Source organism: Cupriavidus sp. 30B13, assembly GCF_049059565.2.
In the GTDB taxonomy this organism is placed as follows: domain Bacteria; phylum Pseudomonadota; class Gammaproteobacteria; order Burkholderiales; family Burkholderiaceae; genus Cupriavidus.
Map to the genome: position 1 here is coordinate 4,092,154 of NZ_CP188223.1, position 24,454 is coordinate 4,116,607.

Annotated in this window: 15 protein-coding genes; 6 read left to right on the forward strand and 9 right to left on the reverse strand. The window is 70.3% G+C overall.

The features are described 5' to 3' along the window. Nucleotides 1–116 precede the first annotated feature (116 nt). The 4 genes from ACKI2N_RS18925 to ACKI2N_RS18940 all read left to right on the forward strand — a co-directional run bounded on the left by ACKI2N_RS18925 (nt 117) and on the right by ACKI2N_RS18940 (nt 3,307). Nucleotides 117–659 carry a DUF421 domain-containing protein gene (locus tag ACKI2N_RS18925; RefSeq protein WP_420996135.1) on the forward strand — a complete coding sequence of 181 codons (543 nt, stop codon included), beginning with the start codon at nt 117–119 and terminating at the stop codon, nt 657–659. 39 nt (nt 660–698) lie between these two features. After that, a complete protein-coding gene (locus tag ACKI2N_RS18930) occupies nt 699–2,075 on the forward strand; it encodes an L-serine ammonia-lyase (protein ID WP_420996136.1) in 1,377 nt (458 codons plus the stop codon). A gap of 87 nt (nt 2,076–2,162) precedes the next feature. After that, nucleotides 2,163–2,486 (forward strand): EthD family reductase, encoded by a 324-nt coding sequence (locus ACKI2N_RS18935; RefSeq protein WP_420996137.1) that lies wholly within the window; start codon nt 2,163–2,165, stop codon nt 2,484–2,486. Between the two features lie 83 nt (nt 2,487–2,569). Then, nucleotides 2,570–3,307 (forward strand): MBL fold metallo-hydrolase, encoded by a 738-nt coding sequence (locus ACKI2N_RS18940; RefSeq protein WP_420996148.1) that lies wholly within the window; start codon nt 2,570–2,572, stop codon nt 3,305–3,307. A gap of 30 nt (nt 3,308–3,337) precedes the next feature. On the opposite strand, the gene ACKI2N_RS18945 is transcribed toward ACKI2N_RS18940, so the two are convergent. From ACKI2N_RS18945 to ACKI2N_RS18965, 5 genes are all read right to left on the reverse strand, one after another. Beyond that, complete coding sequence (locus ACKI2N_RS18945) at nt 3,338–4,453, reverse strand: YbdK family carboxylate-amine ligase (RefSeq protein WP_420996138.1); 1,116 nt, start codon at nt 4,451–4,453, stop codon at nt 3,338–3,340. Next, the gene (locus ACKI2N_RS18950; RefSeq protein WP_420996139.1) at nt 4,453–5,676 is read right to left on the reverse strand and encodes a cation:proton antiporter; all 1,224 of its coding nucleotides are present in this window, start codon (nt 5,674–5,676) and stop codon (nt 4,453–4,455) included. Before ACKI2N_RS18950 ends, ACKI2N_RS18945 begins: the two co-directional genes overlap by 1 nt. A gap of 140 nt (nt 5,677–5,816) precedes the next feature. Then, on the reverse strand, nt 5,817–7,730 hold the full coding sequence (locus tag ACKI2N_RS18955) for a tetratricopeptide repeat protein (protein WP_420996140.1): 1,914 nt from the start codon (nt 7,728–7,730) through the stop codon (nt 5,817–5,819). Nucleotides 7,731–7,877: 147 nt separating this feature from the next. Further along, entirely contained in the window at nt 7,878–9,806 is a 1,929-nt protein-coding gene (locus ACKI2N_RS18960; RefSeq protein ID WP_420996141.1) for a hypothetical protein, read from the reverse strand. Between the two features lie 75 nt (nt 9,807–9,881). Further along, nucleotides 9,882–11,633, reverse strand: coding sequence for an Hsp70 family protein (locus tag ACKI2N_RS18965; protein WP_420996142.1), 1,752 nt, complete (start codon nt 11,631–11,633; stop codon nt 9,882–9,884). A gap of 298 nt (nt 11,634–11,931) precedes the next feature. Here ACKI2N_RS18965 and ACKI2N_RS18970 point away from each other — a divergent pair. Together ACKI2N_RS18970 and ACKI2N_RS18975 are read left to right on the forward strand one after the other, a co-directional pair. Beyond that, nucleotides 11,932–13,100 (forward strand): IS3 family transposase gene (locus tag ACKI2N_RS18970; RefSeq protein WP_420998560.1). Its coding sequence is split into 2 segments (ribosomal slippage): nt 11,932–12,190 and nt 12,190–13,100, totalling 1,170 coding nucleotides; the frame shifts between segments, so codons are not numbered across the junction. Nucleotides 13,101–13,443: 343 nt separating this feature from the next. Further along, nucleotides 13,444–14,769, forward strand: coding sequence for a hypothetical protein (locus tag ACKI2N_RS18975; protein WP_420996913.1), 1,326 nt, complete (start codon nt 13,444–13,446; stop codon nt 14,767–14,769). A 141-nt stretch (nt 14,770–14,910) separates the two neighbouring features. On the opposite strand, the gene ACKI2N_RS18980 is transcribed toward ACKI2N_RS18975, so the two are convergent. From ACKI2N_RS18980 to hemE, 4 genes are all read right to left on the reverse strand, one after another. After that, nucleotides 14,911–16,062 (reverse strand): branched-chain amino acid ABC transporter substrate-binding protein, encoded by a 1,152-nt coding sequence (locus ACKI2N_RS18980; protein WP_420996915.1) that lies wholly within the window; start codon nt 16,060–16,062, stop codon nt 14,911–14,913. Nucleotides 16,063–16,205: 143 nt separating this feature from the next. Further along, nucleotides 16,206–20,207 carry a trifunctional transcriptional regulator/proline dehydrogenase/L-glutamate gamma-semialdehyde dehydrogenase gene (gene putA, locus ACKI2N_RS18985; RefSeq protein ID WP_420996916.1) on the reverse strand — a complete coding sequence of 1,334 codons (4,002 nt, stop codon included), beginning with the start codon at nt 20,205–20,207 and terminating at the stop codon, nt 16,206–16,208. Between the two features lie 185 nt (nt 20,208–20,392). After that, nucleotides 20,393–22,702 carry a primosomal protein N' gene (locus tag ACKI2N_RS18990; protein ID WP_420996917.1) on the reverse strand — a complete coding sequence of 770 codons (2,310 nt, stop codon included), beginning with the start codon at nt 22,700–22,702 and terminating at the stop codon, nt 20,393–20,395. Between the two features lie 571 nt (nt 22,703–23,273). Next, nucleotides 23,274–24,365 (reverse strand): uroporphyrinogen decarboxylase, encoded by a 1,092-nt coding sequence (gene hemE, locus ACKI2N_RS18995; RefSeq protein WP_420996919.1) that lies wholly within the window; start codon nt 24,363–24,365, stop codon nt 23,274–23,276. Nucleotides 24,366–24,454: the final 89 nt, after the last annotated feature.

Genomic DNA, 24,454 nt, shown 5'->3' on the forward strand with positions numbered 1-24,454 from the left:
AGCACGCCCGCGCGGATCTGTCGGGCGGCGTCCGGCAGACGCGGACGCCGCCGCTGCGCTATGCTGCGGCAGGCAAGCGCCGGCGCGTGCCGCGCTCCTGAGCGGAGGTCTGGCCGATGTGGAATCTCAGCGCCCCCTGGTGGGAATTCGTCCTGCGCGGACTGATCGTGTACGTCAGCCTGCTGGTGCTGCTGCGGCTGTCGGGCAAGCGCCAGATCGGTCAGCTCACCTCGCTGGACCTGGTGCTGCTGCTGGTGCTGTCCAACGCGGTGCAGAACTCGATGAACGCGGGCGACAACTCCGTCACCGCCGGGCTGATCCTGGCCGTGACGCTGGTCGGCGCGAACCTCCTGCTGGCCTGGCTGAGCTGGCGCAGCCGGCGCTTCGAGGACGTGGTGGAAGGACGCCCTCAGGTGCTGATCCACGAAGGGCAGGTCTATCCCGACGTGATGAAGAACGCCTTCATCAGCCGCGACGACCTGCACAAGGCGCTGCGCCATGCCGGCTGCGAGCGCGTGGCGGATGTGCATTTCGCGATTCTCGAGAACGACGGCACCATCAGCGTGATGGTGCGCAAGGATGCGCCCGCCACGCCGCGCGACGCGGCCACTTCGCTGTGGCGCACCCCCATCAACAACGATAGCGACGCGCCGGTCTGAAGCCGGCGCCAGCAGTTTCCCCCCCCCAGGAGCCATGCCGTGGCAGTCAGCGTCTTCGACCTGTTCAAGGTGGGCATCGGCCCGTCCAGCTCGCACACCGTGGGACCGATGCGCGCCGCGCTGATGTTCGCGCAGGGGCTGGCACGCGACGGCCTGCTGCCGCGGGTGGCCAGCGTGCGCATCGAGCTGTACGGCTCGCTCGGCGCCACCGGCCGCGGCCACGGCACCGACCGCGGCGTCATCCTCGGCCTGCTGGGCGAGGCGCCCGACACCATCGACCCGGACACCATCGAGCAGCGCCTGGCCGCGCTGCGCGCGGCCCGCACGCTGGCGCTGCTGGGCACGCACCCGGTGCCCTTCGTGGAGAAGGAGCACATCGTGTTCTACCGGCGCGAGGCCATGGCCGAGCATCCCAACGGCATGAAGTTCCACGTCTACGACGCGGCCGGGCAAGCGCTGCGCGAAGGCCGCTATCTGTCGGTGGGCGGCGGCTTCGTCGTCACCGCCGGCGCGGCCAACACGCATATCCTCGACGCCGACCAGCTGTTGCCGCACCCGTTCCGCAGCGGGCGGGCGATGCTGGAGATGGCCGCCGCCAGCAAGAAAAGCATCGCGCGCCTGATGATGGAAAACGAATGCGCGTGGCGCAGCGAGGCCGAGGTCAACGCCGGCCTGCTGCAGATCTGGGCCGTGATGCAGGCCTGCGTGGCGCGCGGCTGCCGCACCGACGGCGAGCTGCCCGGGCCCTTCAAGGTCAGGCGGCGCGCGCCGGAGCTGTTCCGCAATCTCACCGAGCATGCCGAGCGCGCGCTGGCCGATCCGCTCTCGGTGATGGACTGGGTCAACCTCTACGCCATCGCCGTCAACGAAGAGAACGCCGCCGGCGGGCGCGTGGTGACCGCGCCCACCAACGGCGCGGCCGGCATCATCCCGGCGGTGCTGCATTACTACGACCGCTTCGTGCCCGGGGCCAGCCCGCAGGGCGTGATCGACTTCCTGCTGACCGCCGGCGCGATCGGCATGCTGTACAAGCTCAACGCCTCGATCTCGGGCGCCGAGGTCGGTTGCCAGGGCGAAGTCGGGGTGGCCTGCTCGATGGCGGCCGGCGCGCTCGCCGCGGTGATGGGCGGCACGCCGGAACAGGTGGAAAACGCCGCCGAGATCGGCATGGAGCACAACCTGGGCCTGACCTGCGACCCGGTCGGCGGGCTGGTGCAGATCCCCTGCATCGAGCGCAATGCGATGGCCTCGGTCAAGGCCGTCAACGCCGCGCGCATGGCATTGCGCGGCGACGGCGAGCACTATGTGTCGCTCGACTCCGTGATCAAGACCATGCGCGAGACCGGCGCCGACATGAAGACCAAGTACAAGGAAACGGCGCGCGGCGGGCTGGCGGTGAATATCGTGGAGTGCTGAGGCGCCGGGGCCGGAGTGCCTGGCCGAACCGGCGCTTTCTGCTACGCTAGCCCGGCTCACCACCAACCACCACGACGGAGACCCGGCATGATCAAGATCAGCATCCTCTATCCGTACCGCAAGGACGGCAAGTTCGATTTCGACTACTACCGCACGCGTCACATGCCGCGCGTGGTCGAGCTGTACGGCGCCCAGCCGGGCTACCGCGGCGTGGCGGTCGAGCGCGGCCTGGGCGGCGGCGCGCCGGGCTCCGACCCGGCCTACACGGCGATGTGCCACATCCTGTTCGACTCGCTGCCCGAGTTCGCCGCCGCCTCCCAGGTGGCGGGCAAGGAACTGCAGCAGGACATCCCCAACTACACCGACGCCGTGCCGGTGGTGCAGGTCAGCGAAGTGGTGGAGATCGGCTGAAGGCCGCCCGGGCGAGGCAAAATGGCGCCGCGCGCGCCCGCCGCGGCGCTATCATGCGAGCAAGTTACCGAGCGGGCGGCGCCATGCAGACCTTCCACCAGCTGTTCGACGAAACCTCGTCGACCTACACCTACCTGCTGATCGACGCGGCCACGCGCGAAGCGCTGCTGATCGACCCGGTCGACCGCCAGCTCGGGCGCGACCTGGCGCTGCTCGCGGCGACCGGCGCCACGCTGAAATGGGTGGTGGAGACCCACGCGCACGCCGACCACATCACCTCCGCCGGCCACGTCGCGCAGCAGACCGGCGCCCGCACCGCGGCGCCGTCGGGCTGCGACATCCGCCCCGCGCAGATGCAGCTGATCGACGGCGACACGCTGCGGTTCGGCGCCCAGGTACTGCGCGCGCTCCACACGCCCGGCCACACCGCCGGCAGCATGAGCTACCTGTGGGAAGAAAGCACGCCGGCCGGGCCGGTGCGCCGCGTCTTCACCGGCGACGCGCTGCTGATCGACGGCTGCGGCCGCACCGACTTCCAGTCCGGCGATGCCGGCACGCTGTACGATAGCCTGACCACCCGCCTCTTCGCGCTGCCGGCCGACACCGTGGTCTACCCGGCCCACGACTACAAGGGCCGCACCGATTCCACCATCGGCCACGAGCGCGCGCACAACAGCCGCGTGGCCGGCCGCACGCGCGCCCAGTTCGTCGAGATGATGGGCCAACTCAACCTGCCCAAGCCGAGGCTGATCGACGTGGCCGTGCCGGCCAACCGGCGGCTCGGGCTGCGCGAAGGGGAGCAGGTGCCGCACGGGGTCTAGCGGCACGCACGCGAGGCGAAACGAGGCTTCTCAGCCCGCCCAGCAGTCGCAGGTCTGGCGCACCGTCTCGCGCAGGCTGCGCGTGTCGGCGTCGATCTGGCGCACGCGCTCGGCGTCGCCGTCGCGGCTCCTGGCGAGCGCGCGGATATTGGCCAGCGCATCGAGCGAGCCGAGCGCCTCGGCGTGCGGCACCAGCGCGTCGCAGATCGTCACGATGTGATCGGCGATGGGCATGCGCGTGAGCTCGTTGGGGTGCACGTACTCGCCTTCGAGGCCGAAGCGGCAGGCCTGGAAGCGGTTGAAGGTGTAGACCAGGTAGTCGTCTTCCTGCGGCATGAACGGGCGCGACAGCAGCAGGTAGCGCGCCAGCGCCTGGATGTAGGCGGCGATGTCGCAGGCGCGCTGCACCGTCAGCGGGGTGTCCATCACGCGAACCTCGATGGTGCCGAATTCCGGCTTGGGACGGATGTCCCAGTAGAAGTCCTTCATGCTTTCGATCACGCCCGTCTTGCGCATCTTCTCGAAGTAGGCGGTGAACGCGTCCCAGGTCAGCAGGTGCGGCGCGCGCCCGCTCATGGGGAAGGCCGCGACCGAGTTCAGCCGCGCCGAGGCGAAGCCGGTGTCCACGCCCTGCACGAACGGCGACGAGGCGGCCAGCGCGATGAAATGCGGCACGTAGCGGCCGATGGCGTGCAGCAGGAACAGCGATTCGTCGGCGCTCGGGCAGCCGATGTGCACGTGCTGGCCGAACACCGTGAACTGCTTGGCGAGGTAGCCGTACAGCTCGGAGATGTACTGGTAGCGCGGCGAATCGGAGATGGTGCGGTCGGCCCATTGCTGGAACGGGTGCGTGCCGCCGCCGCAGATGCCCAGGTTGAGCGAGTGCGAGGCCTCCACCATCAGGTCGCGCATGGTGCCGAGCTCGTCGAGCGCCTGTGCATAACTGTGGCAGATGCCGGTGCTGATCTCGATCATCGACGGGCTGATCTCGGGCTTGATGTCGCCGGCGTGCTGGGCGCCCTTGAGCGCACGCAGCAGGTCCGGCGCGAACGGCGCCAGGTCATAGTCGTGGCGGTTGACCAGCTGCAGCTCCAGCTCCACGCCGAAGGTCAGCGCCTCGGAGTGCTTGAACGGTTCGAGTGACATCAGCGCCCTCCTCCATTGCCTCTGACCTCGCCCGCATAGCGAAGTGCCCAGGCGGCCACGGTGGGCCCCAGCAATTGCTCGATCGCCAGCGTGCACAGGATGATGGCGGCCAGCGGCTCGCCGGTGGCGGGATAGAGCCGCGCCACGTCGCTCATCAGCAGGTAGGCCAGCCCCGACATCGGCGCCAGCGCCAGGCCGAGCGCCACGCACTGGCGCAGGCTCAGGCCCGAGAACGACCCCAGCGAGGCCACGCCGGCCAGCTTGGCCAGGTGGCGCAGCACCACCAGCGCCGCCGCGGCGCTGCCGCCGATGGCCCAGTCGTGCGCGGTCAGCGGCAGGCCCAGCGACACCACCATGACGATGATGAGCAGGCTGCCGGCGCTGCCGAAGTGCGCCGGCCACACGCGCGGCTGGCTGTCCTGGTGCTTGAACACCACGCCGGCCAGCATCAGCGTGAGCGGCATGGACAGCTTGAGCACGCGCGTGAGCGCCAGCGTGAACAGCACCAGCCCCACCAGCACCAGGAAGCTGTAGTGGTCGTCCGAGGCCATGCGCGCGTAGATGGCGTGGCCCAGCTTGCCCACCACCCAGGCCAGCAGGCACGAGCCCACCAGCAGGTAGAGCGGGTGCAGCAGCGCCGCGCCGAGGTTGCCGTATTCCGAATGCAGCCAGCCGGTGGCGACCTGCACGATGGCGGCGGCGTAGATGCTGTTGAGGGCGGCCATGGCCAGCAGCCGCTCGGTCACCTGCCCGTCGGCGCGCAGTTCGTTCTTCAGCTGCAGCACGATGGTGGGCGAGGTGCTGACCGCGATGCCGCCGGCCAGGATGGCGACCGCCGGCGTCACGCCCATCCATTGCAGCGCGGCCGCCACCAGGCCCCAGGTCAGCAGGCTCTCGAAGGCGCTCGTAAACAACAGCCAGCGGTTGGCGCGCAGCCAGGTCAGCGACAGGCGGTGACCCAGCTCGAACAGCGCCAGCGCGAGCGCCATGTCGATCAGGATGCGCGTCTGCGCGATCATGTCCTCGGTCACGATGCCGCGGCCGAGCAAGCCGGCAAACAGCCCGGTGGCGGCATAGCCGACGATGCGCGGCAGCCCCAGGTAGGTGCGGCATACCTCTCCCGCCAGCCCCGCCCCGACCAGCGCAAGCCCGACCCAGAACAGCCCGCCCGGTGTCAGCGGCAGGCTCGGAAACAGTTGGCTCAGTCCATTCATGGGTGACATGGTAACGGAGCCTTGTGACATTCCGTGTCGGAGTTTGTCCGACAGGGCACGTAAGTTGCAGGGAACGTGGTGCGTTCGTGCATAAAAAAACGCCATCTCTCAGGATGGCGTTTTTCCGCAAGCGTCCCGCGGGCAGCTTGCTACACCCCCCAGAACTTCCACGCGGGCCGGGTGGCGCGCAGGCCGGTTTCCATGCGCGCGTACTGCGTGCGCGTGCGGCCCTGCGCGGCGCCGGCCGCGCGGGCCTTCTCGAAATAGGCCAGCGCGGTCTCGCGCCGGGCCAGCCCGAGCGCGGCTTCGACTGCGCCGAGCCAGGCCTCGCCGTCCCAGCCGTCGCGCGCGGCGAAGGCGGCCTCGAAGTCGGCCAGCGCCTCGGCATGCTGCTTTTCGCCGTTGCGCAGCAACGCGCGCTGCACGCGCGGCAAGGCCTGGTCCCACGGATCGCCCTCGGTCAGCGCGATGGCCTGCTCGAACAGCGGCAGCGCGCGCTCGGGCGCGCCCAGGTCGCGCCAGACCAGGCCGAACGCGTTGCACAGCCAGGCGTCCTCGATCAGCAGCGCGCGCCGCTGCAGGGCCTCGATCTCGGCCAGCGCGTCGGTGCGGTCGTGCTGGTCCATGCTGGCGGTGCCGTTGCGCAGCAGGCCGGCGAAATGCGCGCGCGCGTGGGCCAGCGCATGCGCGGCCTGGCTGCGCTCTTCCACCGGCAGCGCATCGGCGCGGGCATCCATGTGGGCCAGCGCGTCGCGCGCCGCCGACGTCACCTCGAGGCCGCCGATGCCCTTCCAGGCGTCCATCAGGCGGCTGAACACCCAGCCCACGTTGGCCGGGTCGCGCTCGAGCGGGTAGCGGTTGAGCACGTCGCCGGCCACCTCCACCGCCTTGGCGTGCTGGCCGCCGGCCACCAGGCAATCGAGCAGGTCGATCCAGTGCTCAATGAACTCGCTGGCCGCGATGCCCTTCTCGTGCAGCGCGATGCGCTCGGCGCGCTGGCCGGCGCCGTCGAGCCGCTGCGCCAGGTTGTGGCACAGCATCGAATACAGGTGCGGGTCGGCGTCGTCGTAGCCGCCTTCGCCGCTGGCGAAATATTGCTCGAAGCGCGCCAGGCCGAGCCGGTAGGCCTTGACCACATGCGGCGCCAGCGCCGCCTCGGCGGCCGGCACGGTGTCGATGAATTCGGCCAGCGCCACGCCGGCGTTGTAGTAGCCGGCCGCGTCGGTGGCGTTCTCCGCGAAGGCGAAGCGCGTCCACGGCTGTTCCTCGCCGGCCTGGTGGCGCCATTCCAGCTCGCGCACCTGCGCCTTCGGGTCCGGCGCCTGGCGCTGGTAAGTGGCCAGGTCGTCCCACGCGCCGTCCAGCTCGCCGGCGCGGTAGCGCAGCGGCGCGCGGATGCGGCGCGCATGGGGATGATCGGGCCGGCCGGCCAGCACGATGGCGGCCTGCTCGGCGGCAAAGGCATCGCCGGCGGCTTCGTCGAGCTCGAGCAGGTCGGGGTTGTCCAGCCCGATGCGCGCCAGGCACAGGCGCAGCATCGGCTCGGCCTGCGCGCCGGCGGCGTTCACGTGCGCCGCGGCCTGCGCCAGGATCTCTTGCGCGCCCAGGTCCGGCGCGCGGTACAGCAGGTCGTACCAGTAGGCGCCGGCGCGGGCGAAATCGCCCAGCCGGTAATGCACCAGCCCGGCGTGCAGCCGCGCGCTCCACTCGCCCGAGGACAAGCCGTTGCGCAGCGCGGCTTCGTCCAGCCAGGGCTGCGCTTCCCGGAAACGCTCCATGCTCACCAGCAGCATGCCGTAGCGGTGCGCGACGATGCCGCGCGAAGACCAGCGGTGCGCGGGATGCAGGTTCAGCCCCGGCAGCTTGGCCAGCGCGGCGTCGAGCACGGCGAAGGCCTGGGGGGCATCGCCGCGGTCGAAGTGCAGGCGCGCCCGCAGGCAATCGAAATCCACCACCTGCGGCTGCGCCTGCGCGAGCTGGTCGAGAATGACCAGCGCCTCGTCGTAGCGCTCGGCATTGGCTAGCTCGATGGCGTGGTCGTAACTGACTTCCTGCACGGACACGGACAGCTCCTTCTGGGGTGGAATGTGCGAGTGCGGGATTATGCGCCATGCGCAGGTTTCGCGGTCCGCAGTGGAAGGGGGCCTTCCCGGCCCGTTTCCACCGCGGCGGCGCGGGCACGGGAAGCCCGCGGCGGCCTCCTGCCCCGTTCAGGGGCGCCGGCCCGACCTGAGACTCCCGCCGGCGCCGCGCCGGTCCGACCACGCGAACAGGCAGGCCAGCAGCAGGTAGACACAGGCCACCGCCTCGGCGCGGAACAGCGGCGTGGTTTCCGCGTGCACCGGCAGCGCGCCGGCCAGGCCGCACAGGACCAGCAGCAGCGCCAGCCACCAGCCCTTGAGGCGGCCGTCGAGGATGGGGTCGGCGCCGAACACGGCGGCGTTGAGCCACAGCCAGGCGGCCACCGCCAGCCACGGCTCGGCCGACAGGTCCCATTGCATCTGCACCGCCAGCAGCGCGGCGCCGGCGGCCAGCGCCGCGCACTGGCCCTGCAGCAGGCGCGCGCGGTGGCGCTGGCGCAGCCAGGCGCGCGTGGGCAGCACCAGCGACAGGTTGGCGCAGGCCAGCAGCAGGCCGAGCGGGAATGCCAGCGCATGCGCGAACGGCGCGAACAGCGCCACCGCCAGCACCACGTACATGCCGCCGATGGTCAGCGCGCCGCCCACGCCGATGCGCTGCAGCGCCGGCAGGTAGAGCAGCGCGAAGGCCAGCAGCAGCGCGTACAGCTCAGCGCCGATGAACCAGCCGTAGAGCGACGGCAGCGAGCCCGCGAACATGGCGAACGCGCCGATCACGGCATAGAGGCCGAACCAGCTCCACTGCACGCCGGGCCGTGCGCGCCAGCGCGCCAGCCGCTGCATGACGGCCTGCTGCCAGAACCGCACGTACCAGATCCACAGCAGCATCGGCGCCGCCAGCACGGCGCCGCAGGTGCCCAGCGCCAGCCACGGCGACACCGCGCCGCGCCCGGCGCGCTCCTCGTGCATCACCACGATCATCAGCGCCACGCTGGCCGCGATGGCGCCGATCCACAGGGCGTGGAACAACTGGCCCCACGACAGCAGCGGGCGCGACACCGCGTCTTCCCATGCCGCCAGCACGCCGTCGTCGAAATGGAAATGGCGCGTCTCGGGGGTCTTCCAGCGCAACTGCTCCAGCAGCGCGCGCATGTCCCTGACGAAGCCGCCGCCCATCAGCGCCCGCCAGCCGATGCGGGCCGGCGGCGGCGCCAGCAGCGCCCGCGCCGCCGCCGAGCCCTTGGCATAGGTGCGGAAATAGCTGAACTGCCGGTCCGCCAGCGCGCGGGCGACGGCGTGCCGGGTCAGCGCGCCGTCGCGCCGCGCCAGGTGGGCGGCCTGCTCCTCCCAGCCGAAGCCTTCGAACAGCGCCGTGCGCGCCGCCGGGCTGGCGTCGTCGCGCGCGCAGTAGCACAGTGCCAGCCACTCGAACTGGGCGCGCGCCTCGATGCTGACGAAAGCGTCGTCCTGCAGGCAGCGCTGCAGCGCCTCGGCCACCGGCAGCGACTGCGCGGCCAGCTCGCCGCGGTCGGGGCCGGCGTGGCTACCGGCGGACGCTGCCGGCGGCGGCGGGAAGCTGGCGGCCAGGCGCGCCCACATCGCCTGCGCCAGCGCGGCGGGGTCGGGCAGCGCGGCGGCCGGCGGCACCGGCGAAGTGAACGGAACGGGGGACGCCGGCGAGCGCGACGGCAGGGATGGCGACGGCTGGGCCGGCGGCGGCGCCGGCAGCGGCAGCGGCAGCGGGCCGATGGCCGGCAGGCTGCCGCGCACCGGCGAGGCGGCCGTGACCAGCGGCGACGGCGGCGTCGCCTCGGCCTGCGGCGCGCCCGGCGGCGGCGTGCCGGCCGCGGCCTCGGGCGTGCCGGCAGCGTCCGGGGACCCGGCCGCGTCGTCCTGCGCATGGTGGCGCGCCCACTCCAGCGCGAACTCGTAGGCGGCGCGCAGCGCCTGGAACGCCTCGGCGTCGTCGTCGGGGCGCGTGACCTTGAGGCGGGCGGCGTAGGCGGAGCGGATGCGGCGCGTGTCGGTGGTGGGCGCCAGTTGCAGGACTTGCCAGTGCATGGGACGGGGCGGGAGGAGGTGCGTGGCGGGCAGGCGGCGAATGAGCGGCGAATGAGCGGCGGACAGGCGGCCCGGTCAGTCCCAGAGCTGGGTGTCGAGCGAGTCGAGCAGGCGCCGGACGGGCGCGCGCAGCGCGCGGATGCGCTCGCCGTCCTGCGCCTCCAGCGCGGCCTGGAACTGCGCCAGCGCGCCGCCGATCTGGTCGCGCTCGTGGCCCAGGCATTGCTGGTAGAGGCGGTCGGCGCGCGCCACCAGTTGCGCGTTCTCGGCCTGGTCGCGCGGATGGATCTTGATCCCGGCGAGCGCGGCCAGCCGCTCGGCCACCTCTTCGTCGCTCAGCACGCCGGGGTTTTCCTGGATCACGATACGGTGCGCGGCGCCGGTGGCCACCACCGTGGCCTGCACTTCGAGGATGCCGTTGACGTCGTAGGTGAAGCGCACGTCCACGCCGGACTCGGCGGCGCTCAGGCGCGGCAGCGGCACGGCGACCTCGCCGAGGAAGACGTTCTCCGCCACCATCCGCCCCTCGCCCTGGAAGACGCGCAGCGCCAGTACTTCCTGCTGGTCGGCGAGCGGGTGGAGGCGCTCGACGCGGCTCACCGGCACCACCGAGTTGCGGTCGATCACGGGCTGGTAGTGGCCGTGGGTGAACGCTTCCGGACTTACCCGGCGGCTGGTCTCGATGCCCAGCGAATACGGCGCGACGTCGGTCATGACGACTTCGTCGAGCGCCGCGTCGCGCGCTTTCAGGCCGGCCTGCACGGCGGCGCCGAGCGCCACCACTTCGTCGGGATGCAGCTCGGTGACCGGGAAGCGGCCGAACATGCGGCTCACCAGCCGGCGCACCAGCGGCATGCGGGTGGCGCCGCCGGCCAGCACCACGCTGTCGAGCTCGGCCGGGCGGATGCGCGCGTCGCGCATGGCCTGCTCGATGGGCTTGCGCAGGCGCTCCAGCAGCGGCGCGCTGAGCTCGGCGAACCCTTCCTGGGTCACGGTGGCGGCGAAGGCGCGGCCGTCCCACTCCACCGACATGGCCACGCTGGCGGCCTCGCCGAGCGCCCGCTTGGCGCTCTCGGCGGCGTTGCGCACGCGCTCGCGCAAGGCCGGGGGCCAGCGCTCGGGCTGCTCGTCGCCGGCGAACGAGCCGCGCGCGGCAAGATGCGCGTCGAGGCCGCTGTCGCGGCCGAAGGCGCGCATCAGCGCGCTAACGAAATCCTCGCCGCCGAGGAAGTTGTCGCCGGCCGAGGCGCGCACCTCCATCACGTTGTCGAACAGTTCCAGCACCGAGACGTCGAAGGTGCCGCCGCCCAGGTCGAACACCAGGAAACGGCTTTCCTCCTTCTGCTGCAGGCCGTAGGCCAGCGCCGCGGCGGTCGGCTCGTTGAGCAGCCGCTCCACGCGCAGCCCGGCCAGCTCGCCGGCCACGCGCGTGGCGCGGCGCTGGGCGTCGCTGAAATAGGCCGGCACGGTGATCACCGCCTCGTCCACCGGCGCGCCGAGCCAGGCCTCGGCGTCGGCCTTGAGCGCGCGCAGCAGGAACGACGACAGCTCCTCGGGACGGTAGCGCCGCTCGCCCAGCGCGGTGGCGCGCGCGGTGCCCATGTGGCGCTTGAACAAGGCGGCGCTGTGCGCGGGATGGGTCAGCAGCCGGTCGCGCGCCGGCTCGCCGACCACGATGGCGCCGTCCTCGAGCACGCTCACGCAGGACGGCGTGAGGCGCTTGCCGAGCGAATTGGGAATGATCTGCGCGTGCCCGTCGCGCCAGACCGCGGCCAGGCTGTTGGTGGTGCCAAGGTCGATGCCGATGATGGTGTGCTTGCGTTCCATGTTCCGGTCTTGCTGGTGGCGGCGCTCGGTTGCGCAGCAAGCGCAACATTAAGCGGCAATCCGGCAGGATGGAAATGGTGGCGGCACGCCATGTTGTGCCTGCGAGACATTGTGGCGGGTGCGCGAAAAAAAGCGCCACCCGGAGGTGGCGCTAGGGCGGCTTGCATGCATCCCGTCGCCCGAGGTTTGCTCCCTGACCACCCCTGAAGAAAGGACAGGGGGAAAGAAGAAACTTGTGGTGGTCTAATGATCCTGGACACTTCAAAAGGTAGACTTCCGGTCAACTAGAGAGGTGATGATGGGACGCAGAGATTTCTCCGACGAGTTCAAGGCCGACGCAGTGAACTTGGTGCTAGAGCAGGGGTATTCAGTGACCAATGCCGCCAAGGCACTGGACATTGGTGAGACAGCGCTTCGTCGCTGGATTGGCAATCGCCAGGCGAAGCCGGTACCGACCACAAGTGACCCGACGAGCTTGACGCCCGACCAGCGCCGCATCCGGGATCTGGAGCGGCAAGTGGCCCGGCTGGAGCGGGAGCGTGACATCCTAAAAAAGTCCACGGCCTTCTTCGTCAAGGAACTCGATCGCAATACGAAGTGATCGAACAGGCGGAGAAGGTCTGGCCGGTGGCGGTGGTGTGCGAGACCCTGGGCATGCCGCGCAGCACCTACTACGCGTGGAAGGCCCGGCAAGCCAAGCCGCGTGCCCAACGTGAGGCGCTGATGGGTCAGGTCCAGGCGATTCATGAGACGAGTGGGCAAAGCTACGGCAGCCGCCGCATGTCGCAGGAGCTGCGCAGACGAGGCCATGCTGTCGGACGCCATCGAGCCAGAGGATTGATGCGGGAAGCCCAGGTCGCGGTCCGGAAGGCTCGCAAGCATTATTACTCGAAGGGCGGGAAGTCCTCGGCCATAGCGCCGAACCGATTGAACCGGCAGTTTGCCGTCGCGCAACCGAACCGGGTGTGGGCTGGAGATGTGACCTTCATCTGGACGCAGCAAGGCTGGCTGTACCTGGCCGTGGTGATGGACCTATTCTCGCGGCGGGTGGTGGGTTGGGCTTACTCGAATTCGGCCGACACGCGGCTAGTGGTGAGGGCACTGAGAATCGCGCTGTCGAGCCGGCAGCCGGCCGAGGGCCTGATGTTTCACTCGGATCAGGGCAGCCCGTATGCCAGCCATGCGTTCCAGGAATTGTTGCGCGAGGAAGGGATCACACCGAGCATGAGTCGGGCGGGCAACTGCTGGGACAACGCGGTCGTCGAGCGTTTCTTCTGCAGCCTGAAGGGCGAGCGCATCCGCGACCGGATCTACTGCGACCGCGCGGAGGCACAGGCGGACATCACGAACTACGTGCTGTTCTTCTACAACCAACAGAGATTGCACTCGGCCGCGATGAACATGCCGCCAGCCGAGTACGAGAATTTAAAGGTGGAAGTGGCCAGAAAAGTGTCCACGATTACTTGACCACCACAACTCTCACATGGCGAGCAATTTGAGGATTCGGAATGAGGCGCCATGCAGATATTTCTTGCCCCCAATTCAGCAATTGCTGATTGAGAGCCCAAGTACCTCAGACCTACCTTGGACAAATAGGGTCCTCTCGATCCTCCAAGCAGTTTCGATACTAGATCGCTCGGGTCATTGGGCTGGTCGGTGCGACTATACGATCACGGATGGCTACATTTCCGCAAAACCGGCATGCAGGCCACCTATGTGCGCCAGTTATCGCCCTCCAATTCGCGGGTTGTATCGCTGCGACAGATTCGTTATCGATGCCTATACGCCGCTAGGAGGCGGAAACCTGACGATGTGGACCAGTATGTTCAAGTCCACGACGCCCGAAGGCCTGTTCAGCCTGCTAAACGAACGTGGCGTGGTGATCGGAAAAAATAACGCTGGATATGACGCCATGAAGCTACGCCTCGCCCTGCCTGGACTGGCCGCCGTGGCCCTGGCCGGTATAGCCTCGCTGTTCTTCGCCCCTTCGGCCGAGGAGGCGGGCCGGAATACCCCGGCCATGCGAGAACCCGCCGCCGTCGCGGCCGCTTCCATGGCGCCGCCGGAGGCTATCGGAAAGCGAGACATGGACGACGCCGCGGCGCTTCCGCGCGGAACCGGCTTCGAGACGCTCCGGCACCGCACGCAAAAGACGGTCTCCGACCCGGCCTTCACGGCCGCGCAAAAATTCGATGCGCTGTGGCGTGATTTCGAGCGCTTGGATCACGATCCGGCAGGTGCGCAATACCTGCTGGACACGATGCGATTGCTGCCGCTTCAGCCTAGCGCGGCAAGAGCCTCGAAGATCGAGGCCGGCCTGTATGGCGGAATCCACGCGGAGCCGGTCAAGCGCTCGCTGGTCAATCTCCTGGCGTCCCAGTACGAGACCGATCTCACGCTGTCGGCCGCGGAACAAGCCCGCCTCCGCGCCAACCCCCAGGTCGCCGCCATGCTTGCAAGGGCCGCCCGCTCTCCCGACGCCGAAATCGCGCATCAGGCAGTCATGCAATATGCGAGGGCAGGCCTCTTCCCCGACAGTATTTCGATCCTGGACGCGGCGTTGGCCAGCGGCACGATCACTCGCGCGGAATACACGAAGGAACTGGGATTTCTTCTGCCCCTGATCCAGGCACCAGAGGCCCAGCAGCAGGCATTGCAGGCGATCCGGCGCGCCGGCGTGTCCGACAGCGCGATTGCGGAAGATCTGGCGGCGATGGTCCTGCTGCCCCACGCGCTCGCATCGATCCACGGACAAACGCTGCGCTCGCTGCAAGATATCCTCGCCGGGGCCGAGCCGGCTTTCGCCACGCCCCCCGCGCCCATGGACTTTCTCGATCTGGTTCGCTACAGCGACTGGATCTCGGCCCGCGCCGCGATCGATGCAACGCTGTCCGGCGGCAGCAAGGAAGACCGCGTCGCCACGCTCGTCATGCAGGAAAACACCGATCCCCGAGGACTGCTTGCAGTCCTCGCCTCGCCTCTGGCGGAGCAGGTATCCCGTGCTCTGGCGCAACGCGGCCAGACACAAGCGGCCCAGCAGCGGCTCTCGCACCTGTCATTGCAGACAGGCAATGATGCGGCGGCGTTTCGCATGATCGAGGAGGCCCGGATCCGCATCTCCCAATCCCCGCGATGAACGGGCGCGAGTGCCGCTTCGCGAAGCGGCACTCGCGTCGTCTCGCCGCTCTCAAGCCACGCACAAAAAAAACGCCATCCGGCCGGGATGGCGTCCATGCGAGGCGGTGCATGCTCCCGGCCGGGAGCCGGGCCTTGGGCCTTACTTGCCGCCGACCGTCTCCAGCACGGTCCACTTGCCGCCGACCACCTTGTAGACGGTGATGCCGCCGTCCTTGAGGTCGCCGCGCGCGTCGTAGGCCAGGGTCTTGGTGGTGACGCCCTGCATGCTGGTGGCGGCCAGCACCGGCAGGTAGCGCGCCGGGTCGGCCGAGCCGGCCTTGATCATGGCGGTCATCATCGCGGTGGCGCCGTCATAGGCGTAGGGCGAGTAGGTCTGCACCTTGCCGCCGAAGCGCTTCTCGTACTTCTGCTCGTAGGCGGTGCCGCCGGGCATCTGCTCCAGCGGCAGGCCGGCCAGCGACACCACGGTGCCTTCGGCAGCCGGGCCGGCCAGCTTGAGGAAGTTGTCGGTCTTCGACATTTCGCCCGACACCAGCGGCGACTTCATGCCGAGTTCCTTGACCTGCTTGGCCATCGGCGCGGACTGGGTCTCGGCGCCGCCGTAGAAGATCACGTCCGGGTTGCTGCGCTTGATGTTGGTCAGCACGGCCTTGAAGTCGACCGCCTTGTCGTTGGTGAACTCGCGGCGCACGATCTTGCCGCCGGCCGCGCGCGCGGCCTTCTCGAACTCGTCGGCGAGGCCCTGGCCGTAGGCTGTGCGGTCGTCGACGATGGCGATGTTCTTGGCGCCGAGCTTCTTCACCACGAAGGCGCCGATGACCGAGCCCTGCTGGGTGTCGGAGGTCATCATGCGGAAGGTGGTCTTGAAGCCCTGGCGGGTGTATTCCGGCGCGGTCGCCATCGCGATCTGCGGGATGCCGGCGCGGTTGTAGACCATCGACGCGGGGATGCTGGTGCCGGAGTTGAAGTGGCCGAGCATGCCCTGGATGCCGCCGTCGACCAGCTTCTGGGCCACCACCGAGCCGGTCTTCGGGTCGGCCTGGTCGTCCTCGGAAAGCAGTACGAACTTGACCTCCTTGCCGCCGATCCTGGGCTTGGTGGCGTTCATTTCCTCGATGGCGAGGACCACGCCGTTCTGCATGTCCTTGCCGTACTGGGCCTGCCCGCCGGTCATCGGCGCGGCGAAGCCGAGCTTGATTTCCTGGGCCTGGGCGAAGGCGGCCGAGCTGGCGCACACGCCGGCGAGGGACAGGGCAACGGTCAGTGCCGTCTTGTGGAAAGTCGAGTTCATCAGTTCTCCTTGGTGGCTTTTCGATAGCCTTCTGCTGCGTTTCTGGATGCGTCCGGGTGCGGCGCGAAACGCTCCCCGATTGACATACGCAAGGCGTGCGGGATCGCCGCCGCCCTGCGTCTCTTCGATCGACGCCCGGCTGCTCAGCCGATCGTCATCAAACTGGCATTGCCGCCCGCCGCCGCCGTGTTGACGGACAGCGAACGCTCGATCAACAACCGCTCGATGGCCACGTTCGGCTCACCGTGCGCGAGGCCCTGCACAGCAATAATCGGGCCGGGCCGCGTCGCCAGCTGTTCGCTGACCGCGCGCAGCTGGTCGGAATCCCCGTGGTGCAGCACCGCATCGAAACCGGCGTCGCCGGCGGCCCAGTCGGGCACCAGGCGGACGCGCGATTGTACTGCCTTCGGCAGGCGTGCCGACAGTGCGCGGGCCACCGGGCCGTCCGGCCACACGGCCTGGCTGCCGGCGGCCAGCACGGCGGCCAGCTGCACGGCCAGGTCGGCCTCCTGCCGGGCCAGGCACAGCACGGCCGCGCGCGGCAGCAGCGTGTAGGTGTTGCGCTCGCCGGTGGGCCCGGGCAGGGTCACCGACAGGCCCGCCGGCGAGGCGGCGGCGAAGCGCTCGCACGCGTCGGCCAGTCCGGGCAGCGCGGCACCTTCGCTGTGGGCCCAGGCCTTGAGCGTACCCAGCGCATCGGCCACCGCGGCGCGCACCGGGCCGGCCTGCGCGGCGGCGCCCGCCACGTCGGAGGCGCGCACGGCGCGCGCCACGGCGTCCTGCGGGCAGACCGACAGCAGGCGGTGCAGGTAGAGCGGGCCGCCGGCCTTGGGGCCGGTGCCCGACAGGCCTTCGCCGCCGAACGGCTGCACGCCGACCACGGCGCCGACGATATTGCGGTTGACGTAGAGGTTGCCCACCTCGGCGCGCTCGACGATCTCGGCGATGGTTTCGTCGATGCGCGTATGGATGCCCATGGTGAGGCCGTAGCCGGTGCCGTTGATCTGGTCCAGCAGCGCGCCCAGCGCGGGGCGCTGGTAGCGCACCACGTGCAGCACGGGGCCGAACACCTCGCGCTGCAGTTCCTCGATGCTGTCGAGCTCGATCAGCGTGGGCGGCACGAAGGTGCCGTTGCGGGTGGCGGCTTCCTCCGCTTCGCCGCGCGCGGCCTGGTGGATGCGGCGGCCCTTGGCGCGCATGGCCTCGATATGGCGCACGATGTTGCCGCGCGCTTCTTCGTCGATCACCGGGCCGACGTCGGTGGACAGGCGGTCCGGGTTGCCCATGCTCAGCTCGTCCATGGCGCCCTTGAGCATGGCCAGCACGCGCTCGGCCACGTCTTCCTGCAGGCACAGCACGCGCAGCGCGGAGCAGCGCTGGCCGGCCGAGTCGAAGGCGGAGCTGAGCACGTCGCCCACCACCTGCTCGGCCAGCGCGGAGGAGTCGACGATCATGGCGTTCTGCCCGCCGGTCTCGGCGATCAGCGGCACCAGGCGGCCGGCCGCGTCCAGGCGCCCGGCCACGCTGCGCTGCAGCAGGCGCGCCACCTCGGTGGAGCCGGTAAACATCACGCCCTTGACGCGGGCGTCGCCCACCAGCGCCGCGCCCACGGTCTCGCCGCGGCCCGGCAGCAGCTGCACCGCGCCGGCCGGCACGCCGGCCTCGCGCAGCAGGCGCACGGCCTGCGCGGCGATCAGCGGGGTCTGCTCGGCGGGCTTGGCCAAAACGGTGTTGCCGGCGGCCAGCGCGGCCGCGACCTGGCCGGTGAAGATGGCCAGCGGGAAATTCCACGGGCTGATGCAGACCACGGGCCCGAGCGGGCGGTGGGTGTCGCCGGAGAAGGTCTCGCGCACCTGGGCGGCGTAGTAGCGCAGGAAGTCCACCGCCTCGCGCACTTCGGCGATGGCGTTGGAGAAGGTCTTGCCGGCCTCGCGCACGATGATGCCCATCAGCGACTGCATCTGCGCTTCCATCAGCTCGGCGGCGCGCTCCAGCACGGCGGCGCGCACGTCGGCCGGGGTGGCCTGCCAGATCGGCGCGGCGTTGACGGCGGCCTGCAGCGCGGCATCCACCTCGGCCGCGCTGGCTTCGGTGACGTGGCCGACGATGTCGCGCAGGTCGGCCGGGTTGCGCACCGGCACCGGCGGGTTCGCCTGCGCGCCCGGCGCGGCCTCGGCGCCGAGCAGCGGCACGGCGGCGACGGCCTCGCCGGAGCCGGCCAGCAGCGCCGAGGACAGCGAGGCCAGGCGATGCTCGTTGGACAGGTCGATGCCGGCGGAATTGGCGCGCGCGCCGCCATACAGCGCGCGCGGCTGCGGGATGCGCGGGTGCGGCAGGCCGAGCGCGCCTTCTTCGGCGTTGATGCGCTCGACCACGGCGACCGGATCGGCCACCAGTTCGTCGAGCGAGATGGAATCGTCGGCGATGCGGTTGACGAAGGACGTGTTGGCGCCGTTTTCCAGCAGGCGGCGCACCAGGTAGGCCAGCAGCGTCTCGTGCGTGCCGACCGGCGCGTAGATGCGGCACGGGCGGTTGTACTTGCCGTCGGCCAGCGGGCCGACCACCTGGTCGTAGAGCGGCTCGCCCATGCCGTGCAGGCACTGGAACTCGTACTGGCCGGGATAGTAGTTGTGGCCGGCGATCTGGTAGATGGCCGCCAGCGTGTGCGCGTTGTGGGTGGCGAACTGCGGGTAGATCGCGTCCGGCACCGACAGCAGCTTGCGCGCGCAGGCCACGTAGGACACGTCGGTGTAGACCTTGCGCGTGTAGACCGGGTAGCCCTCCAGGCCGTCGACCTGGGCGCGCTTGATCTCGCTGTCCCAGTAGGCGCCCTTGACCAGGCGGATCATCAGGCGGTGGCGGCTGCGGCGGGCCAGGTCGATCAGGTAGTCGATCACGAACGGACAGCGCTTCTGGTAGCCCTGCACCACGAAGCCGATGCCGTTCCAGCCGGCCAGCTCGGGCTCGAAGCACAGGCGCTCGAGCAGGTCCAGCGAGATCTCCAGGCGGTCGGCTTCCTCGGCGTCGATATTGATGCCGATGTCGTACTGGCGGGCCAGCAGCGTGAGCGATCTGAGGCGGCCATACAGCTCGGTGACCACGCGCTCGTGCTGGGCGCGGCTGTAGCGCGGGTGCAGCGCCGAGAGCTTGATCGAGATGCCCGGGCCTTCATAGATGCCGCGCCCGCGCGAGGCCTGGCCGATGGCGTGGATGGCCTGCTCGTAGGAAGCCAGGTAGCGCTGCGCGTCCGCCTCGGTCATGGCGGCCTCGCCGAGCATGTCGTAGGAGTAGCGGAAGCCTTCGGCCTCGTACTTGCGCGCGTTGGCCAGCGCCTCGGAAATGGTCTCGCCGGTGACGAACTGCTCGCCCATCAGGCGCATGGCCATGTCCACGCCCTTGCGGATGAGCGGCTCGCCGCCCTTGCCGATGATGCGGGTGAGCGCGCGCGACAGGCCGGCCTCGGTGTGGGTGGCGACCAGCCGGCCGGTCAGCAGCAGGCCCCAGGTGGCGGCGTTGACGAACAGCGACGGGCTCTGGCCCAGGTGCGACTGCCAGTTGGCGCCGCTGATCTTGTCGCGGATCAGGGCGTCGCGGGTGGCCTTGTCGGGGATGCGCAGCAGGGCCTCGGCCAGGCACATCAGCGCCACGCCTTCCTGCGACGACAGCGAGAACTCCTGGATCAGGCCCTGCACCAGCCCTTCGCGGCCGGTGCCGACCTTGCGCTCGCGCAGCCGCGTGGCCAGCGCGCGGGCCATGGCCAGCGCGGCTTCGGACTGCTGCCGCGGCAGCCGGGCCTGCTCCAGCAGCACCGGCACGCACTCGGTCTCGGGGCGGCGGTAGGCGGCGGTGATGGCCGCGCGCAGCACCGACTGCGGCTGCACGCTCTGGGCGAATTCGAGGAACGGCTGCGGCGCGCCTTCGGCGCCGGCCGCGTCGAAGCCGTCCGCGCCGTCCGCCGCGCCGTCGGCGGGCGCGCCGGCGGCACCGGCCTCGGCCGGCTGCTGGCCGCGCTCGACCTGCTCCAGGTAGGTGAAGATGGCCTGCTTGATGAGCCAGTGCGGCGTGCGGTCGATGGACTGGGCAACGCGCTTGAGGCGCTCGCGGGCAGCGTCGTCCAGCTTGACGCCGAGGGTGGTGGTAGCCATGCGCTTGATTCTCCGAAGGGTGCGGATGCAAGGCGCCGAGACTCCCGAAGCGCCCGCGGGTTGGCGCGATCATACTCCCGGGCAAACCGAAGGTGCAACTAGGTACAACCACTGAATCCCAATCGCACCACAGGTTGCACCTGACCCGGGCCGCATGCACCGGAACGTGCCCTGCGCAGGCAGGATCAGATGCGCAGCGGGTCGATCTCCAGCTGCCACTTCACCCCCCTGGCAGCGGCCAGGACGTCGCCAAAAGTCTGCACCCACTCGCTGACAAACCGTTGCAGGGCAGCGCGCGAGGTGCTCTCCACCAGCATCTGCGCGCGCTCGCGGTTGGCCACGCGCACCATCGACATCGGCACCGGGTCGTGGAGTTGCACCTCGGGCGCCATGCGGCAGGCGTCGGCGCGGTCGCGCGCGCCCTGCAGGAAGGCCAGCGCGCGCTCCAGCTGCCCATGTTCCGCCGTAACCAGCACCTGGTAGGCGAATGGGGGCAACCCGGCCTGGCGCCGCTCGCGCAGCTGCGCGGCCGCGAATCCATCATAGTCATGGCGCACCAGCGCCTGCAATGCCGAGGCGTCCGGGTAGCGGGTCTGGATCAGCACCTCGCCGGCCAGCCCGGCGCGCCCGGCCCGCCCGGCCACCTGCATCAGCGAGGCGAACAGGTGCTCGGCCGCGCGGAAGTCGTGGCTGAACATGGCGGCGTCGGGGTGGACGATGCCGACCAGCGTGACGCGCTGGAAGTCGTGGCCCTTGGCCACCATCTGGGTGCCGACCAGGATGTCGACCTCGCCGGCGTGGACTTCGTCGAACATCGCCTGCGCGCTGCCCTTGCGGCGCGTGGAGTCGGCGTCGATGCGGGCGATGCGGGCCTGCGGGAAGCGCGCGGCCAGCGCCTCCTCGATGCGTTGCGTGCCGCGGCCCAGCGGCGCGATGTCCACATCGCCGCAATCGGGGCAGTGATGCGGCACCGGCGACTCCAGTCCGCAGTGGTGGCAGCGCAGCCGGCGCTCGGGCCGGTGCAGCACCAGGTAGGCGGAGCAGCGCGGGCAGCCTGACAGCCAGCCGCAGCTGCCGCAGGCCAGCACCGGGGCGTAGCCGCGCCGGTTGAGGAACAGCAGGCTCTGCTCGCCGCGCGCCAGGCGGGCTTCGATGGCGTTCAGCAGCGGCACCGAGAGCCCTTCGTAGAGGGCGCGCTGGCGCTGGCGCTCCTGGTTCAGGTCGACCAGGCGCACGGTCGGCAGCGCCGCGTCGGCCTGGGCGCGTTCGCGCAGCACCAGCTTGCGGTAGGCGCCCTGCTCGGCGCGCCACCAGGATTCCATCGACGGCGTGGCCGAGCCCAGCACCACCGGGATGCCGAGCTGCTTGGCGCGCCAGATGGACAGGTCGCGCGCGGAGTAGCGCAGGCCTTCCTGCTGCTTGTAGGACGTATCGTGCTCCTCGTCCACCACCACCAGGGCAAGGTGCGGCAGCGAGGCCATCACCGCCATGCGGGTGCCGAGCACGATGCGCGCCTCGCCGCGGTGGGCCGCCAGCCATTGCAGCGTGCGCTCCTGGTCGGCCAGGCCGCTGTGCAGCACCGCCAGCGGCAGGTGCGGGAAGCGCGCCGCGATGCGGCCCTGCAACTGCGGCGTCAGGTTGATTTCGGGCACCAGCATCAGCACCTGGGCGCGCGGGTCGCGGGCGAGCACCTCGGCCATCGCGTGCAGGTAGACCTCGGTCTTGCCGCTGCCGGTCACGCCGTGCAGCAGGAACGGGGAGAACCCCCGCGCCTGGCCGATCGCTGCCACGGCCGCGCGCTGCTCCTCGTGCAGCGGCGGGGCGGCCGACGGCGCGGCGCCGGGCGCGACGGCCAGCAGGGGCTGGTCGGCATGTCCGGCGCTGATCCAGCCGGCTTCCAGCCACTCCGCCAGGCGGGCCGGCGCGGCGCTGCACAAGGTACGCGCCTCGGCGGCGGCGACCGCCCCGCCCTGCCCGCCCGCAGCCACCAGGGCCTGGGCCAGTGCCAGCACGGTGCGCGCGCGCGCCGGCACCGCGGCCAGCAGCGCCGCCTCCTGGCCCGGCACCACGCGGTAATGCTCGCTGCGCGCGCGCAGCGCCAGCCGCGGCCAGCTCTCGGCCTCGCGCAGGCCCGGCGGCAGCGCCGGCAGCATGACTTCGCCGAGGCGGCGGTGATAGTAGAGCGCGGCAAAGCGCGCCAGCGCGATCCAGTGCGCGCCCAGCGGCGGCAGCCAGTCCAGCCGCTGCGCGACCGGGCGCAGGCGGTCCAGCGGCACCTCGGAGCGGGTGGCGCGGGTGACGGCGACGCCCACCAGCTGGCGGCGGCCGAACGGCACGGTGACGAGGTCGCCGGGCTGCACCCCGGGCAGTGCGAGATAGTCGAAGACGTCGTCGGCCGGGGTGTCGAGCGCCACCCGCACGATGTCCGGCGGCGCCGCGCCGGCGTCGTCCGCCGGCCGCGGCGGGGCGGCTTCGGGTTGCATCGGGGCGTTCATCGCGCGGCTCCGGCGCGCAGCACCGGGTACGGGCCAGAATGGGGCAGGCATGTGGACAGGCCGGCCCAACACAAGTGCAGGACGGAACTGAGCCGCATGCCAGACAAATTAAGTGTGCGGCGCAACATCAACTTAAAGTAACGCTTCAAATGTGCCCCTAAGTCGATGATAGATCGCCGCTTTTCCCGCTTGCGCACAGTGCCTGTGGATAACTTTGTTGAAAACTCGTCCGGCGTTTCCGCCAAGCCCCGTAAAACAAGGCTCCCACGGGTATTCGGGTGCCCGATTGACCAGATGCAAATCCTTGTAAATCAAGGACTTGCAAGCCTCCCTCAGATGAGTTAGGGACTAACCCGCTCTTGCACTGCGGAAAACCCATTGATGTGCATAAGTCAAGCCTTGACAAGCGCGAAGCGGCACCGAAAGGGCGAAATATTGCAAAATAGTTTACTTGACAGTGCCTTGTGCCAGCCTCCCGCGCCACCCGGATTCACCAAGGCGGCGCAGCCGCAACGCTCGCTGCGCCGCACTGCCGGCGCGGGCCAGCCCGGGCGGGAGCGTGCCGCGCGGCTCACCTGGCGGCGCTGCGCAACTGGCGGCTGTAGCGATGCACCTCGTCCACCAGCACCGTCACGTTCTCGGGCGGCGTGAACTGGGAAATGCCGTGGCCGAGGTTGAAGACGTGGCCGTCGCTGCCGCCGCCCGCGGCATAGCTGTCGAGCACGCCGCGCACCTGCGCGCGGATCGCGGCTTCCGGCGCGAACAGCACATTGGGATCGATATTGCCTTGCAGCGCGACCTGGCTGCCGGTGCGGCGGCGCGCCTGCTGCAGGTTGACGGTCCAGTCCAGCCCGAGCGCGTCGGCACCGATGCCGGCCAGCTCTTCCAGCCACAGGCCGCCGCCCTTGGTGAAGGCGATCACCGGCACCTGCTGCCCGTCGTGCTCGCGCTTGAGGCCGGCCACCACCTGCCGCATATAGGCCAGCGAAAAGGCCTGGTACATGCCGTCGGCCAGCGTGCCGCCCCAGGTGTCGAACAGCATCACCGCCTGCGCGCCGGCCTCGATCTGCGCGTTCAGGTAGGCGGACACCGCCTGCGCGTTGATCTCCAGGATGCGGTGCATCAGGTCCGGGCGGCCGTACATCATGCTCTTGACCGTGCGGAAATCCGCCGAGCCGGCGCCTTCGACCATGTAGCAGGCCAGCGTCCAGGGGCTGCCCGAGAAGCCGATCAGCGGCACGCGCTGGCGGCCGTCCTGCACCAGCGCGCGGCGGATCTCGCCGACCGCGTCGAACACGTAGCGCAGCGAGGCCATGTCGGGCACCGCCAGCTTCATCACGTCGCTCTCGGTGCGCAGCGGGTGGGCAAAGCGCGGGCCTTCGCCCTGCGCGAACGACAGGCCCAGGCCCATCGCGTCGGGCACGGTGAGGATGTCGGAGAAGAGGATGGCCGCGTCGAGCGGGTAGCGCTCGAGCGGTTGCAGGGTCACCTCGGTGGCGTAGGCCGGATTCTTGGCCAGCCCGAGAAAGCTGCCGGCGCGCGCGCGCGTGGCGTTGTACTCGGGCAGGTAGCGGCCGGCCTGGCGCATCAGCCACAGCGGGGTGTACTCGGTGGGCTGCCGGCGCAGTGCGCGCAGGAAGGTGTCGTTCTGCAGTGCGGTCATGGTCGTCCTCGTAAGACCGCCATTCTAAGGGATGGCCGGGCCGCGCCGGCGCTCCCCGGGGCCGGCCCTGCGCGGCGGCCCGCCGGCCG

Coding starts and splice junctions, on each gene's coding strand:
- hemE (WP_420996919.1), bottom strand. CDS start 24,365: ATGACCGCACTGCAGAACGACACCTTCCTGCGCGCACTGCGCCGGCAG.
- ACKI2N_RS18935 (WP_420996137.1), top strand. CDS start 2,163: ATGATCAAGATCAGCATCCTCTATCCGTACCGCAAGGACGGCAAGTTC.
- ACKI2N_RS18945 (WP_420996138.1), bottom strand. CDS start 4,453: ATGTCACTCGAACCGTTCAAGCACTCCGAGGCGCTGACCTTCGGCGTG.
- ACKI2N_RS18950 (WP_420996139.1), bottom strand. CDS start 5,676: ATGTCACCCATGAATGGACTGAGCCAACTGTTTCCGAGCCTGCCGCTG.
- ACKI2N_RS18975 (WP_420996913.1), top strand. CDS start 13,444: ATGTGGACCAGTATGTTCAAGTCCACGACGCCCGAAGGCCTGTTCAGC.
- ACKI2N_RS18925 (WP_420996135.1), top strand. CDS start 117: ATGTGGAATCTCAGCGCCCCCTGGTGGGAATTCGTCCTGCGCGGACTG.
- ACKI2N_RS18990 (WP_420996917.1), bottom strand. CDS start 22,702: ATGAACGCCCCGATGCAACCCGAAGCCGCCCCGCCGCGGCCGGCGGAC.
- putA (WP_420996916.1), bottom strand. CDS start 20,207: ATGGCTACCACCACCCTCGGCGTCAAGCTGGACGACGCTGCCCGCGAG.
- ACKI2N_RS18940 (WP_420996148.1), top strand. CDS start 2,570: ATGCAGACCTTCCACCAGCTGTTCGACGAAACCTCGTCGACCTACACC.
- ACKI2N_RS18980 (WP_420996915.1), bottom strand. CDS start 16,062: ATGAACTCGACTTTCCACAAGACGGCACTGACCGTTGCCCTGTCCCTC.
- ACKI2N_RS18965 (WP_420996142.1), bottom strand. CDS start 11,633: ATGGAACGCAAGCACACCATCATCGGCATCGACCTTGGCACCACCAAC.
- ACKI2N_RS18960 (WP_420996141.1), bottom strand. CDS start 9,806: ATGCACTGGCAAGTCCTGCAACTGGCGCCCACCACCGACACGCGCCGC.